Here is a 14,657-nt window from a genome sequence, read left to right as displayed (position 1 = left end):
GGCTGCCCGGCCATGTGCGCATCGTCGAAGTCGGCGCGCGCGACGGCCTGCAGAACGAGAAGAAGATCGTCGCGACCGCGGCCAAGATCGAGCTGGTCGACCGGCTGTCGGCGACGGGGCTGCAGAGCATCGAGGCGACCAGCTTCGTCAGCCCGAAATGGATTCCGCAACTGGCCGACGCCGCGGAGGTATTCGCGGGCATCACCCGCCTGCCCGGGGTGCATTACCCGGTGCTGGTGCCGAACCTGCAGGGCTACGAGCGCGCGCGTGCCGTCGGCGCCGAAGAGATCGCGATCTTCACCGCGGCTTCGGAAGCCTTCAACCAGCGGAACATCAACGCCGGCATCGACGAGTCGCTGGCGCGCTTCGCGCCGGTGATGGAACGCGCCTGCGCCGAAGGCGTGCGCGTGCGCGGCTACGTCTCCACCGTGCTCGGCTGCCCCTACCAGGGCGCGGTGCCGTTGGCCGACGTGGTGCGGGTGGCGCGCGCGCTGCACGCGATGGGCTGCTACGAGGTCTCGCTGGGCGACACCATCGGCGTCGGCACCCCGGGCAAGGCACGGGCGATGCTGCGCGCGGTCGCGGCGGAAGTGCCGATGGCGGCGCTCGCGGTGCATTTCCACGACACCTACGGCCAGGCATTGTCGAACATCCTCGCGTGCCTGGAGGAAGGCGTGGCGGTGGTCGATTCCTCGGTCTCCGGCACCGGCGGCTGTCCCTACGCGAAGGGCGCCAGCGGCAACGTCGCCAGCGAGGACGTGGTCTACATGCTGCATGGCCTGGGCATCGAGACCGGCATCGACCTCGGCCGCCTGGTCGAGACCGGGCGCTGGCTCGCCGCCCTGCTCGGCCGCGACAGCGGCAGCAAGGTCACCCGGGCGCTGGCCGCCGCGTGAACGCCGACGCGCCCATGCCGCCGGTACCGCCTCCCGGGCCCGACGCGGCCGCGCCAGCTGCCAGCGGCATGCCCGACACCGATGCCCTGCTGGCCGCGCTGAAGCGCGCCGCGGAAAATCCGACGCTGCCGCATGGCCTGCAATCGCTGCTGTTCGAAACGCGCAACGTGCTGCAGGCCGCCGTCGCCGACAGCGCCGCCGAGCGCAGCCGCTATCGCGCGCTGTTCGACGCCGTGCCCGACCCGGTCAGCGTGATCGCGTGGGACGGCACCGTCCTCGACCTCAACAAGGCCGGCATCGCCGCCTACCGGCGCCGGCCCGAGGAAATCATCGGCAAACCCATCCACGTGCTCAACCCGGACCTGCCGCGCGACCACATGGGCCCGGTCTGGGACGCGCTCACCCGCGGCGACAGCTACGTGGTGGAAGTCACCAACATGCGCGCCGACGGAACCCGCTTCCCGGTGGAGGTGCATTCGGCCAACTTCGAGTACGACGGGCGTCCCTGCGTGGTGGCGGTGGCGCGCGACCTCAGCGACCGGATCGAGGCGGACCTGCGCTACCGCGAGCTGATGGCGGTCATCGACAAGGGCATCATGGTGCGCGACGCGCAGGGCCGCATCACCTACGCCAACGCCGCCGCGTTCCGCATGCTCGACGTCGAGGACGGCCTCAGCCTGGACGAGGAGCTGCGGCCCGGGCGCTGGCGCGTGGTCGACGAGGACGGCAACGAATTGCAGGAGCAGGACCTGCCCGCGTTCCGCGCCCTGCGCACCGGGCGCATGGAAGACAGCACCGTGCTCGGCTTCTACAACGAGCGCCTGCGGCAGCTGACCTGGCTGGCGGTGGCCTCGGTGCCGCAGTTCGCGCCCGGCGCCGACAAGCCGCACCAGGTGCTGTCGCTGTTCAGCGACGTCACCGAACTCAAGCGCGACAGCGCGCTGTTCGACCGCGTGCAGGCGCTGGCGCACATCGGCGGCTGGCAGTGGGATGCCGGCCGCGGCCTGCTCTACCTCAGCGACGAAGCGCAGCGCATCCTGGGCTTCGACAACGCGCCGACGACGATGGAACAGATGCTGGCCACGCTCGCCGAAGGCGACCGCATCCGCCTGCGCGAGGTGCTCGAGCGCACGTTGGCCGGCAGCGGTGGCTTCGACCTGGAACTGCAGGGCCGGCGCGCGGACGGCCGGCTGTTCCACGTGCGCGCGATCGGCGAGCCCGAGGGCGAACAGCCCCTGTCGCTGCACGTCACCGGCACCCTGCAGGACATCACCGAGCGCAAGCGCACGGAGGAAACCCTGCGGGTGCAGGCGCGCACCGACCCGTTGACCGGCCTGTTCAACCGCGACGCGGTGCTCGGCGAGCTGCAGGCGCGCCTGGCCGACCAGGCGATGGCCGGGATCGCGGTGCTGTACATCGACCTGGACCGGTTCAAGGTGGTCAACGACGTGCTCGGCCACGCCGCCGGCGACGACCTGCTGGTGTCCGCCGCCCACCGCATCACCCACGCCGTCGGTACCGAGGGCCTGATCGCGCGCTTCGGCGGCGACGAATTCCTGGTCGTGTGCAACGTCGGCGACGACCCGGCACGCCCGGAACGCCTCGCCGACACCATCCTCGGCGCCTTCGGCGACAGTTTCCGCTTCGACAGCGAGGAATTCACCATCACCGCCAGCGTCGGCATCGCCCGCGCCCCCGACGACGGCCAAACCCCGCAGGCCCTGATCCAGAATGCCGACGCCGCGATGTACGACACCAAGCGCCGCGTGCGCAACGGCTGGCAGGCGTTCACCCCGGCGCTGGCGCAATCGCAGCAGGAGCGTTTGCGGCTGGAGACGCACCTGCGCCGCGCCACCGAGAACAACGAGTTCCACCTGGTCTACCAGCCGCAGGTCGACCTGCACGGCGGCGGCATCGTCGCCGCCGAGGCGCTGATCCGCTGGCGCAACCAGCACCTGGGCGAAATGCGCCCGGACCGCTTCATCGCCCACGCCGAAACCACCGGCGACATCATCCGCATCGGCAGCTGGGTGCTGCGCGAGGCCTGTCGCCAGGTGCGGCAGTGGCGCGATGCCGGGCTCGGGGTGGTCCGGGTCGCGGTCAACGTTTCCTACCGCCAGTTCCTCGGCGACGACCTGGCGGTCATCGTGCGCGACACCCTGCGCGAGTTCGACCTGCCCGGCTCGGCGCTGGAGCTGGAGTTCACCGAGCGCGTGCTGATCGAGGACGCGCCCGACACCCTGCGCACCTTCGCCGAACTGCGCGCGCTGGGCGTGATGCTCACGATCGACGATTTCGGCGAGGGCTACAGCGCGCTCAACTACCTGCGGCGCTTGCCCATCCACGGCCTCAAGCTGAGCCAGCTGTTCGTCGAAGGCGTGCCCGGCAACAAGTCCGACGTCGCCGTCTGCCAGGCGGTGTCCGGCATCGCCCGCAGCCTCGGGCTGGGGCTGGTGGCCGAGGGCGTGGAGTCCGCGGCCCAGCGCGAGTTCCTGCTGCAGCTCGGGGTGCCGGTCGGACAGGGCTTCCTGTTCGCACCGGGCCTGCCCCCGGGGGAATTCGCGCGCCGGCTCGGGCAGGCCGCGCCGTGACCGCGGCGAACTGGTCGATCCGGCCGATCATCGCCGACGACGATGCCGCCATCGCCGCGATCATCCGCGCGGTGATGCCCGAGTTCGGCGCGGTCGGCGACGGTTTCGCCATCAACGACCCCGAGGTCGACTGGATGAGCCGCGCCTACAGCGCGCCGCGCAGCGCCTATTTCGTGGTCGAAGCCGACGGCGTCGTGCTTGGCGGCGGCGGCGTGGCGCCGCTGGAAGGCGGCCCCGGCGATACCTGCGAACTGCGCAAGATGTACTTCCTGCCCGGCGCGCGCGGGCTCGGCGCAGGCGCTGCGATGATGGCGCGCTGCCTCGACGCCGCGCGCGGCTTCGGCTTCGCGCGCTGCTACCTGGAAACCCTGGGCGGAATGGATGCGGCGATGAAACTGTACGAGCGCAGCGGCTTCCGCCGCATCGACGCGCCGTTGGGCGCCACCGGCCACGGCGGCTGCAACGCCTTCTACCTGCGCGACCTGTAGTCCGGGCCCCCGGCCGGCAACCCGGCGCAGCCGTCCCCGCCGCGCGCGGCGGACGGGGGAATGTCCCCACCGGAATCCGAAACCACTAAAATTCCCGGTTTCCGCCACAAGGATGCCCCCATGCAGCTTTCCGCCACCCGCGCCGTCGTCACCGGCGGCGTCTCCGGCCTCGGCCTGGCCGTCGCCCGGCACCTCGTCGCCAACGGCGGCAAGGTCGCGCTGTTGGACGTCAACGACGACAAGGGCGCGGCCGCGGTCGCCGAACTGGGCGCCGGCAACGCACGCTACTTGCGCACCGACGTCACCGACGAGGCCGGCGTCGCCGCCAACGTCGCCGACGCGCGCGAATTCCTCGGCGGGCTCAACGTCGCGGTCAATTGCGCCGGCATCCTCGGCGCCGGCCGGGTGCTCGGCAAGGAAGGCGCGATGCCGCTGAAGAATTTCGCCGGCACCGTGATGGTCAACCTGGTCGGCAGCTTCAACGTCGCCAAGGCCGCGGCCGAACTGATGCAGCACAACGAAGCCGGTGCCGATGGCGAGCGCGGCGTGATCGTCAACACCGCCTCCGTCGCCGCCTACGAAGGCCAGATCGGCCAGGCCGCGTATTCGGCATCCAAGGGCGGCGTGGTCGGCATGACCCTGCCGATGGCGCGGGAACTGGCACGTTTCGGCATCCGCGTGATGACCGTCGCCCCGGGCATCTTCTGGACGCCGATGGTCGACGGCATGCCGGAGAACGTGCAGCAGTCGCTGGCGGCGTCGATCCCGTTCCCCTCGCGCCTGGGCAAGCCGGAGGAATACGCCGACCTGGTCGGCTTCATCCTCGGCAACACCTACCTCAACGGCGAGACCATCCGCCTGGACGGCGCCACGCGCCTGGCCTCCAAATAACCCATTCCGGATGTAGCGGCTTCAGCCGCGACCCCGCATCCCGGTCGCGGCTGAAGCCGCTCCTACACACAAATGCACGAGACAGGAATCGGATGAAGGCTTACGACATCAAGAAGGGCAACGTGGTCGAGCACAACGGCACCGTGTACCAGGTGCGCGACATCGAACGCAGCTCGCCGCAGGGTCGCGGCGGCAACGTCAAGTTCCGCTTCACCCTGTACAGCGTGCCCGGCGGCACCAAGTTCGACCTCAGCCTCGGCGGCGACGACGAGCTGAAGGAAGTCGAGCTGTCGCGGCGGCAGGCGACCTACTCGTACCGCGACGGCGACGCCTTCGTGTTCCTCGACGACGAGGACTACACCCCGTACACGCTCGACGCCGACGTGGTCGGCGATGCCGCCGGCTACATCGTCGACGATCTCAAGGGCTGCTACGTGCAGGTCATCGACGACCAGCCCGTCGCCCTGCAACTGCCACAGAGCGTGGCGATGGAAGTGATCGAGACGCCGCCGGAACTCAAGGGCGGCACCGCGACCAAGCGCCCGAAGCCGGCGAAGCTGTCGACCGGGATCGAGATCCAGGTCCCCGAGTACATCGCCAGCGGCGAAAGGGTCTGGGTCAACACGACCACCGGCGAATTCGGCGGCCGCGCGGACTGACGGCCGCCTGGCGGCGCCCGCCCCACTGCCCCCCTGTGGGAGCGGCTTCAGCCGCGAGCTTTTGCAGTGGCGCCGCTTGCGATGCGACTGGGGAAGAGCTCGCGGCTGAAGCCGCTCCCACAATTGCGCACGCGGGTCAGTTCGACGCCGCTCGCGCCAGCCATTTGCCCGCCATCCGCCGCACCGACGGATCGGCGCTGGCCTCGCCCGCCAGTTCGGCGATGCTGCGCCAAGCGAGGGCATGGGATTCGTCGCTGACCACGAAGGCTTCGCCGGCACCGGCGCGCACCACGTAGCGCACGTCGTAATGCCAGTGCGCGGGCACGCCCTTGTGCTCCGGAATCCAGTGTCGGTCGAGATCGAAGATCTCGTCCTCGATCTCCAGGCCCGCCAGCCCGGATTCCTCGTGCGATTCCTTCAACGCGGCGCGGACCAGGTGGCGGTCGCCGTCGGCGTGGCCGCCCAGCTGCAGCCACAGGCCGAGCTTGCGGTGGTGGGTCAGCAACGCGCGCGCGCCATCGGCGGCGACCAGCCACGCCGACGCGGTGAAGTGCCCCGCCAGGCGCTCGCGCACGAACGGGTCGGCCGGGTCGTCCAGCAGTTCGAGGAAGCGGTCGACGGTCCCGCCCTCGCCTGGCCAGCGGCTGCGGTAGGCCCGCAGCGCCTCGGCAAGCCGCGCGGCGCCGTCTTCTCCTTTCCATCCATCCATGTCGCCGCAGTCCACCGATCGTCGAGGCCGTCGATTATCGCCCCGGCCCCGTTCATGTGCCCCACGGCGCTTGTGTGCATGCCGGGTGACCGGTAAGGTCGGCGACTTGCCGTTCCAGCACGGGTCCACCGTGCCCACCGCAACGTACTGGGGAGAACACGATGCTTTTTTGGCGCGTCAAGCCGCTCGACAAGATCCTGGAAACCGCCGGCAAGAAGGCGCTGACCCGGCAACTGGGTGCGTTCCAGCTGACGATGCTCGGCATCGGCGCGGTCATCGGCACCGGCATCTTCGTGCTGACCGCCGAAGCGGGCCAGAAGGCCGGCCCGGCGATGATGATCGCGTTCGTGATCGCCGCCGTTGTCTGCGCGCTGGCCGCGCTTGCGTACGCCGAGCTGGCATCGATGGTGCCGGTCTCCGGCTCCGCCTACACCTACACCTACGGCGTGCTGGGCGAGGCCCTGGCCTGGGTCGTCGGCTGGGCGCTGGTCCTTGAATACGCGGTCGCGGCAGGCGCGGTCTCGGTCGGCTGGTCGGGTTACATGAACGGCCTGCTGATGCATACCGACCTGTTCGGCCTGGTCGAGAAAGGTTCGCTGGCGCTGCCGCTGGCACTGCGCACCGGCCCGTACGACGGCGGCATGTTCAACCTGCTGGCGTGTGCCATCGCCCTGGTGGTGACCTGGCTTCTGGTGATCGGCACGTCCAAGTCGGCCAAGGTCAACGCGGTGCTGGTGTCGATCAAGGTGGCGGCGCTGATCGCCTTCATCGTGATCTCGCTGCCGGCGGTGCAGAGCGAGAACTTCGAACCGTTCTTCCCGACCGGCTGGGGCAGCCCGATGGGGGGCATCGGCGTGCTCGGCGCGGCGGCCTCGATCTTCTTCGCCTACGTCGGTTTCGATGCGGTCTCGACCGCGTCGGAAGAAACCAAGAACCCGAACCGCAACATCCCGATCGGCCTGATCGGCTCGTTGCTGATCTGCACCATCTTCTACCTGCTGGTGGGATACGGCGCGGTGGGCGCGGCCGGGTCCACCCCGATGGTCGGCGCCGACGGCGTGGTGCTGCAGCCCGGCACCCCGGAGATGGCGGCGGCGTGCCTCAACCACGCCGAGGCGCTGGTCTGCAGCAAGGAGCCGCTGGCGCACGTGATGCGCATGATCGGCTTCGGCGGCATCGGCAACCTGATCGGCCTGGCCGCGGCGCTGGCGCTGCCGTCGGTGGTGCTGATGATGATCTACGGCCAGACCCGCATCTTCTTCACCATGTCGCGCGACGGCCTGCTGCCGGAGGTGCTGTCCAGGGTGCACCCGAAGTACCACACCCCGCACGTGATCACGGTCATCACCGGCGTGTTCGTGGCGCTGTTCGGCGCGATGTTCCCGGTCGGCATCCTCGCCGACATTTCCAACTCGGGCACGCTGTTCGCCTTCATCATGGTCGCGATCGGCGTCATGATCCTGCGCAAGCAGCAGCCGAACCGGCATCGCCCGTTCCGCACCCCGCTGGTGTGGGTGGTGTGCCCGCTTGCGGTCGCCGGCTGCCTGCTGCTGTTCTTCAACCTGTCGCTGTACACGATCGGCCTGTTCTTCGGCTGGGCGATCATCGGCCTGGTGGTCTACCGGTTCTACGGCTACAAGCACAGCGACCTGGGTCGCGGCCTCACCGGGCCGGAAGGCGGCGAAGTACCGCCCCCGGAACCCGTGTTCCACGAGGGTCCGGAAGCCTGACGGCGGTAGGAACCGACCGCTAAGAACGGCGCCGGTGGCGCCGTTCTTTTTTGCCCGCGCTAAACTGCGGCCATGAGCGCTCCCCTGCCCTACGACACACAGCAACTGCGGCACACGGCCGGCGAGATCATCACCAACGTGCGCGAGCTGTCGCATGCCGGGTGGACACCGGCGACCAGCAGCAACTTCTCGCGCCGGCTGGACCCCAGGCATGCCGCGATCACCGTCTCCGGGCGCGACAAGGGCCGCCTGACCGAGGACGACATCATGGTCGTCGACCTCGACGGCCGGGCGGTCGGCAGCGACCACCGCCCCTCGGCGGAAACCCTGCTGCACACGCAGCTGTACCGGCGCTTCCCGGACATCGGCTGCGTGCTGCACACCCATTCGCAGGTGCAGACCATCGCCTCGCGGCTGTACGCCGGCGTCGGGCGCGTGCACCTGGAAGGCTACGAACTGCTCAAGGCCTTCGCCGGCAACACCACCCACGAAGCCGCGATCGACGTCCCCGTGTTCGCCAACACCCAGGACATGCCGACCCTCGCCGCGCAGGTCGACGCCCTGCTCGACCGCCAGCGTCTCTGGGGCTACCTGATCGACGGCCACGGCCTGTACGCCTGGGGCGCCGACATGGCCGAGGCACGCCGCCACCTGGAAGCGTTCGAATTCCTGCTGGGCTGCGAACTGGAACTGAGGAAACTGGGATGCCCGCAATGAGCCGCCTGCGCATCTTCGCCGAGGAGCATCCCGACGAGGCCCTGCTCGCGACCACCGATCGCGACGCCATGGCCGCCGAACTGGCGAAGATCGGCGTGGCCTTCGAGCAATGGCAGGCCACGCAACCGGTCGCGCCCGGCGCCGCGCCCGAGCAGGTCATGGCCGCCTATCGCGCCGACATCGACCGCCTGGTCGCGCAGCGCGGCTTCCGCAGCGTCGACGTGGTCAGCATCGCGCCGGACAATCCGCAGCGCGAGGCGATGCGCGCCAAGTTCCTCGACGAGCACTTCCACAAGGAAGACGAAGTGCGCTTCTTCGTCGCCGGCTCCGGCCTGTTCACGTTGCACGTGGACGGCCGGGTCTACGAAGTGCTGTGCACCCGGGGCGACCTGATCGCGGTGCCGGATTCCACGAAGCACTGGTTCGACATGGGCCCGGAGCCGAGCTTCGTCGCGATCCGCTTCTTCACCGAGCCCGACGGCTGGGTCGGGCATTTCACCGGCACCGACATCGCGCAACGGTTCCCGCGCCTCGAGCCCGGGCAAGGCGACCGATGAAGCCCGTCATCCTCACCGACATCGAAGGCACGACGAGCGCCATCTCGTTCGTCAAGGACGTGCTGTTCCCGTACGCGCGCCGAGAGCTGCCGCGTTTCGTGCGCGAGCACGGCCATGACCCCGAAGTGCGGCGCTGGCTGGACCGGGTCGCGGTCGAGAACGGCGCCGTCTGCAGCGACGAGGTCATCGTCGAGACCCTGCAGGGCTGGATCGACCAGGACCGCAAGCACACCGCGCTGAAGGCGTTGCAGGGCCTGATGTGGCGCGAAGGCTACGAACGCGGCGACTACCGGGGCCACGTCTATCCCGACGCCGCCGCATCGCTGCGCCGCTGGCACGAGGGCGGCCATCGCCTGGCAGTGTTCTCCTCCGGCTCGGTCGCCGCGCAGAAGCTGCTGTTCGGCCATTCCGAAGCCGGCGACCTCGCGCCGCTGTTCTGCGCCTTCTTCGACACCGAGGTCGGGCACAAGCGCGACGCCGATAGCTACCGGCTGATCGCCGACCAGCTCGACCGCAGCCCCGAAGACATGCTGTTTCTGTCCGACGTGGTCGCCGAACTCGACGCCGCGCGCGACGCCGGCATGCGCACGGTGTTGCTGGACCGGCGCGAGGACTACCCGCAGCCGCGCGACGCCAACGCCGGCAACGGCCATCCCCGCGTCGAATCCTTCGACGAAGTCGACGCGCTGCTGCAGGCCTAGCTACGGCGCGGGTTCGTCGAGCCGGTAATCGGTGGCAGCCCGCTGCTCGCCACGCCAGGGATCGAAGTAGCGGACCTCGACGCGATGGCTGCCGGCGGCCAGGTCGGTCGCCAGCACGCCACGCCACAGGTGCGTCGACGGCGTGGCCTCCGGGGAGCGGTCGTAACCGCGCAGCGCGTCGGCCTCGTCGTCGCGCGCGTTTTCGGCCAGCAACCGCGGATCGGGCGCCAGCACCTTCGCCATCGGCTTCCAGTCGCCCTCGTCGATGCGGTATTCGACGCGGCCGCCGTCGAAGCCCATGTACACGTTGGCGTACACGCCGAACGCCGGGTACGCGCCGCGGCGCAACACCTTCGGCGCGTGCAGGCCGATCTGGCTGTCGGCGGCGTCGCGGGCGTTGTGCCAGGCCAGCCGGTAGTCGCCGTGCCCTGCGACCGCCAGCACGGCGTATCCGTTCGGGGTGCCGTCGCCCATGGTGCTGTCGGGCACGCCCTGCGCATCCTCGACGCCCGACCAGTACGCACCGCAGGCGGCGCCTACGTTGTACTGGTGCAACGGCGTCGCGCCGTGCCACCCATTCGCAGCCTGGTGGAAGACGTGCATCTGGTTGTGGGTGTGGCCACTGAGCAGCAGCACGTGCGGGAAATCGCGCAGCAACGCGAACAGGCGTTCGCGGTCGGCGGCGCGGAAGGTCGGCGGCACCCCCGCCGGCGCGGTATCGAAGAACGGGATGTGCGCGGCGACCACCAGCAGCCTGTCCTTGCGCACCGTCGGCAGGTAGGCCTCGAGGAAGGCGAACTGGTCTTCGCGCAGGCCACCGACGTAGGCCGGGCGCTGGCCGGGCATGGCGATGACGTCATCGAGGCCGATGAAGGTCGCCTGCGCTTCTTCCCACGCGACCGTATCGGGGCCGTAGCGGGCATGGAACGTCCGCAAGTTGTCCGCATCGCTGGCCGCGCCGGCATCGATGTCATGGTTGCCGGCGACGTGCAGCCAGGGCACGCCCAGTGACGCGGTGACGGCGTTGAGCGCCGGATAGAGGTCGGGCGCGTCGTCGACCAGGTCGCCCAGGGTCATGCCGAGGGCGGCGCTCGTGCCGGCCAGCGGGGCGACGATGTCCGTGTAGTAGTAATCGACGTCGACCAGCGATGCCACCTGCGGATCGCTGAACAGCAGGACCTGCATCGGTCCGCGCACGTTTCGGCGGCGCGAAAGCGCGACATCGAATGGAGGGCCGGCAGCGTTGCCCGCGCCGGACCCGGCGCCATGCGCGGCCTGCGTGCCCACGCGCCAGAATGCAGGCAGCCCGTCCGCACGCATGCCGAAGCGGCGGTCGGCCGGCTTGATCGCGAACACGACATCGTCGGCGCGCGCAGCGATCGCGTAGCTGCCATCGGTCGCGCTGCGCACGATGTCGCGACCGTTGGACAGGGCCACGCCGGCGATCCCCGGTTCCCCGGCATCGCGCCTGCCGTTGCCGTTGGCGTCCTCGAAGACCGTGCCGCCCAACTGCGCCGCTGCCACGGCACCCGCAGGCGCCAGCAGGGCGAGCGCCAGCAGCGGGCCGAAACGGGCCGCCGTCACTCCGCCGCCCGCGCCGCCGCCAACACGCTGCCGTCCTCGACCATGCCGATCGCGGCACGCACGTCGCCGTCCAGCGCACGGTCGCGTTCGAGGAAGCCGATGCGTTCGCGGATCGCCGCATGCGCCGCGGCGACCACGCGCCCGGGGCGGAACGCGCCGGCCCCGCGCAGGTCCGCCCGCAGTTCGTCGACCTGCGCCAGGAACGATGCGCGCGCCTCGCCGTCGCCGACCGGGCCGCCCTGCACCTTCGCCGCGAACGCCGCGGCATCGGCGGCCAGCTCCTGTGCCGTCCGCAGCATGCGCAGGCGCACGTCCAGCGCCTGCGCGGCGGTGAACAGCTCCAGTGCCAGCACCTTGCCGAGATCGGCGGCCATCGCCAGCACGTGGCGCGCCTCGTTGGCGCCCATCGACACGTGGTCCTCGGCGTTGGCCGACGTCGGGATCGAGTACACCGACGCCGGCATCGCCCGGCTGGCGAGGTCGTTGACGATCGCCGCGGCGGTGTACTGCACGATCATGTGCCCGGATTCGGTGCCGTCCTCGTTGCCGACCAGGAACGCCGGCAGGCCATCGTTGGTCGCCGGGTCGACGAGCTTGTTGAGGCGGCGCTCGGAAATAGATGCCAGCACCGGGATCGCGGCCTTGGCGTAGCTCATCGCCAGCGCCAGCGGCATGCCGTGGAAGTGGCCGGCGGAAACCACCGCGCGATCGGCCTCGGCGTCGGGGAACACCAGCGGGTTGTCGGTGACCGCGTTGAGTTCGATCTCCAGCACGCGCGCGGCCTGCGCGACCGCGTCGCGCACCGCGCCGTGCACCTGCGGCACGCAGCGCAGCGAGTAGCTGTCCTGCGGCTGCACCTTCTTGCCGCCGCGGAACGGCGGCTTCGCATCCGGCGCCCATTGCCAGGCGATGTCGAACGCGCATTCACCCGGGTGGAATTTCGGCACCAGGTGGTAGTCGATGCCGGCCAGGGTCGAGCCCTCGAGCAGCGCGCGCAGGCGCGCGGCCACGTGTACCTGGCCCGGGTGCGGGCGCAGCGCGTGCACCTCCGGCGCGAACGCGCCGAGGCGGCCGGCGAAGGCATCGACGGTCATCGCCGCGGCGAGGTCGGCGGTGTCGAGCAGGTCTTCAAGCCGGGCCAGCGCCAGCACGCCGGTGGCCAGCATCTGCGCGGTGCCGTTGTTGAGCGCGAGGCCCTCCTTCAGGCCGAGCGTGACCGGTGCAAGCCCCGCCCGTTGCAGCGCCTCGCCGCCGGGCAGGCGCTCGCCGCCAAAAAGCGCCTCGCCGCCGCCCAGCAGCACGATCGCCAGGTGCGAAAGCGGCGCCAGGTCGCCGGAGGCGCCGACCGACCCGAGCTGCGGCACCACCGGCACCACGCCGGCGTTGAGCATCGCCGCCAGCGCCTGCAGGGTGGACACGCGGATGCCCGAGTGCCCGCGCAGCAGCGTGTTGATGCGGATGCACAGCATCGCCCGCACCACGTCGGCGGCGAACGGTTCGCCCACGCACACCGCATGGGTGATGACCAGGTTGCGTTGCAGCTGCTCGCGCAGGCAGCCGTCGGCGGGCAGCAGCTTGTCGGCGTTGCTGCCGAAGCCTGTGGAGATGCCGTAGATCGGCTCACCGCGCTCGACCTGCGCGGCGAGGAAACCGGCCGCGCGCGCCACCGCCTGCAAGGCGCCGGGGTCGAGTTCGACCGGGGCGCCGTTGGCCACCGCGAGCAACTGCGCGCGCGTCAGCGACACGCCATCCAGCATCACCGCGGTCATGCGCGCGCCCCCCGCAAGGCGTCGGCAAGGCCGGAGTCCGCGACCTCGAACTGTTCGCCGCGACGCAGGTCCTTGACCGCGACCACGCCGCGCGCGGCCTCGTCGTCGCCGCGGATCACCGCGAAGCGGATCCCGGCGCGGTCGGCGTACTGCAGCTGCTTGGCCAGCTTGCGCGGTTCCAGCTGGGTCTCGACGTTGAAACCGGCGGCGCGCAACTGCTGCGACAGCGACAGCGCATCGGCCAGCCGCGCCTCGTCCATCAGCGCGACCAGCACCTCCACCGAGCTCTCGGCGGTGGGCACGATGCCCGCCTCCTGCAACTGGAAGAACAGGCGCGTCAGCCCGATCGAGATGCCCACGCCCGGCAGTTTCGACTTGCTGTAGTGGCTGGCGAGGTTGTCGTAGCGCCCGCCGGAGCAGATCGAGCCGATCTCCGGGTGCGCGTCCAGCGTGGTCTCGTAGACGATGCCGGTGTAGTAGTCCAGGCCGCGCGCGATCGACAGGTTGAGCGCATAGCGCGACTCCGGCACGCCGAGCGCCTTGAGTTGCGCCAGCACCTGGCGCAGCTCGTCGCGGCCTTCCTCGAACAGCGGCGTCCCGGCGCCCAGCGCATCCAGCCGGGCCATGGCGTCGTCGTGGCCATTGGAACGCACCCGCGAGAACGCCATCAGCCGCGCCACGACGTCGCCGGCCAGGCCGAAGCCCTCCCCCGCCAGCGTCGCCGCCACCGCATCCGCACCGCGCTTGTCGAGCTTGTCCAGCTCGCGCAGCACCAGCAACTGCCGCTCGCCCTCGATGCCCTGGCCTTCGAAGAAGCCGCGCAGCAGCTTGCGGTGGTTGAACTGGATGGTGAACTCGCCGATCGCCAGCCGCTCGAAGGTGGCGTTGATCACCGCCGGGATCTCGGCGTCGAAGCGGATCGACAGGCTGTCCTTGCCGATCACGTCGATGTCGCACTGGTAGAACTCGCGGAACCTGCCGCGCTGCGCGCGCTCGCCGCGGTACACGCGCTGCATCTGGTAGCGGCGGAACGGGAATGCGAGGTCGTGCTCGTGCTCGGCGACGTAGCGCGCCAGTGGCACGGTCAGGTCGAAGCGCAATGCCAGCTCCGGCCGTCCTTCGCCGCCCTTCTCCAAGGCCCCGGTGGACTGCACGAAATACACCTGGCGCTCCGTCTCGCCGCCGGATTTGGTCAGCAGCACGTCGGTCAGCTCGAACACCGGCGTCTCCACCGGCAGGAAGCCGTAGGCCTCGAAGGTGGCGCGGATCGCGTCGAGCATGCGCTGGAACGCGACCTGCTCGCGCGGCAGCAGCTCCATGACGCCGGGCGGGGTGCGGGGCTTGATCAAGCGGGAAACTCCGGGC

Annotated in this window: 13 protein-coding genes; 9 read left to right on the top strand and 4 right to left on the bottom strand. The window is 70.3% G+C overall.

Features of this window, described 5'->3' with window-relative positions; translation table 11 throughout:
- Positions 1-2 precede the first annotated feature (2 nt).
- The 5 genes from MQC88_RS00650 (at position 3) to yeiP (ending at position 5,525) form a co-directional block, all read left to right on the top strand.
- On the top strand, positions 3-896 hold the full coding sequence (locus tag MQC88_RS00650; protein ID WP_243320180.1) for a hydroxymethylglutaryl-CoA lyase: 894 nt from the start codon (positions 3-5) through the stop codon (positions 894-896).
- A 68-nt stretch (positions 897-964) separates the two neighbouring features.
- Positions 965-3,487 (top strand): sensor domain-containing protein, encoded by a 2,523-nt coding sequence (locus MQC88_RS00645; RefSeq protein WP_243318243.1) that lies wholly within the window; start codon positions 965-967, stop codon positions 3,485-3,487.
- A complete protein-coding gene (locus MQC88_RS00640; RefSeq protein ID WP_243318241.1) occupies positions 3,484-3,975 on the top strand; it encodes a GNAT family N-acetyltransferase in 492 nt (163 codons plus the stop codon). The genes MQC88_RS00645 and MQC88_RS00640 overlap by 4 nt, the downstream gene beginning before the upstream one ends.
- 120 nt (positions 3,976-4,095) lie before the next feature.
- On the top strand, positions 4,096-4,866 hold the full coding sequence (locus MQC88_RS00635) for an SDR family NAD(P)-dependent oxidoreductase (protein ID WP_243318239.1): 771 nt from the start codon (positions 4,096-4,098) through the stop codon (positions 4,864-4,866).
- A 92-nt stretch (positions 4,867-4,958) separates the two neighbouring features.
- Complete coding sequence (gene yeiP / locus MQC88_RS00630) at positions 4,959-5,525, top strand: elongation factor P-like protein YeiP (RefSeq protein ID WP_243318237.1); 567 nt, start codon at positions 4,959-4,961, stop codon at positions 5,523-5,525.
- A gap of 136 nt (positions 5,526-5,661) precedes the next feature.
- Here yeiP and MQC88_RS00625 read toward each other — a convergent pair whose 3' ends face one another.
- The gene (locus tag MQC88_RS00625) at positions 5,662-6,234 is read right to left on the bottom strand and encodes an NUDIX hydrolase (protein ID WP_243318235.1); all 573 of its coding nucleotides are present in this window, start codon (positions 6,232-6,234) and stop codon (positions 5,662-5,664) included.
- Positions 6,235-6,395: 161 nt separating this feature from the next.
- On the opposite strand from MQC88_RS00625, the gene MQC88_RS00620 reads away from it, so the two are divergent.
- The 4 genes from MQC88_RS00620 (at position 6,396) to mtnC (ending at position 9,939) form a co-directional block, all read left to right on the top strand.
- Positions 6,396-7,964 carry an amino acid permease gene (locus MQC88_RS00620; RefSeq protein WP_243318233.1) on the top strand — a complete coding sequence of 523 codons (1,569 nt, stop codon included), beginning with the start codon at positions 6,396-6,398 and terminating at the stop codon, positions 7,962-7,964.
- Between the two features lie 72 nt (positions 7,965-8,036).
- Entirely contained in the window at positions 8,037-8,681 is a 645-nt protein-coding gene (locus MQC88_RS00615) for a methylthioribulose 1-phosphate dehydratase (protein ID WP_243318232.1), read from the top strand.
- Positions 8,678-9,238 carry a 1,2-dihydroxy-3-keto-5-methylthiopentene dioxygenase gene (locus MQC88_RS00610; RefSeq protein WP_243318230.1) on the top strand — a complete coding sequence of 187 codons (561 nt, stop codon included), beginning with the start codon at positions 8,678-8,680 and terminating at the stop codon, positions 9,236-9,238. The genes MQC88_RS00615 and MQC88_RS00610 overlap by 4 nt, the downstream gene beginning before the upstream one ends.
- On the top strand, positions 9,235-9,939 hold the full coding sequence (mtnC, locus tag MQC88_RS00605) for an acireductone synthase (protein ID WP_243318228.1): 705 nt from the start codon (positions 9,235-9,237) through the stop codon (positions 9,937-9,939). Before MQC88_RS00610 ends, mtnC begins: the two co-directional genes overlap by 4 nt.
- Here mtnC and MQC88_RS00600 read toward each other — a convergent pair whose 3' ends face one another.
- Genes MQC88_RS00600 through hisS form a run of 3 tightly spaced genes read right to left on the bottom strand, consistent with a single transcriptional unit; the run spans position 9,940 to position 14,641 of the window.
- On the bottom strand, positions 9,940-11,523 hold the full coding sequence (locus MQC88_RS00600) for a calcineurin-like phosphoesterase C-terminal domain-containing protein (RefSeq protein WP_243318226.1): 1,584 nt from the start codon (positions 11,521-11,523) through the stop codon (positions 9,940-9,942).
- Positions 11,520-13,292 carry an HAL/PAL/TAL family ammonia-lyase gene (locus tag MQC88_RS00595; RefSeq protein ID WP_243318224.1) on the bottom strand — a complete coding sequence of 591 codons (1,773 nt, stop codon included), beginning with the start codon at positions 13,290-13,292 and terminating at the stop codon, positions 11,520-11,522. The genes MQC88_RS00600 and MQC88_RS00595 overlap by 4 nt, the downstream gene beginning before the upstream one ends.
- The gene (gene hisS, locus MQC88_RS00590; protein ID WP_243318221.1) at positions 13,289-14,641 is read right to left on the bottom strand and encodes a histidine--tRNA ligase; all 1,353 of its coding nucleotides are present in this window, start codon (positions 14,639-14,641) and stop codon (positions 13,289-13,291) included. Before hisS ends, MQC88_RS00595 begins: the two co-directional genes overlap by 4 nt.
- Positions 14,642-14,657 lie beyond the last annotated feature (16 nt).

Origin of the sequence: Cognatiluteimonas sedimenti (genome assembly GCF_022808325.1) — a bacterium.
GTDB classification, from domain to species: Bacteria; Pseudomonadota; Gammaproteobacteria; order Xanthomonadales; family Xanthomonadaceae; genus Cognatiluteimonas; species Cognatiluteimonas sedimenti.
The sequence above is the reverse complement of the archived record's forward strand: the minus strand, read 5'-3'. Positions and strand labels throughout refer to the sequence as shown.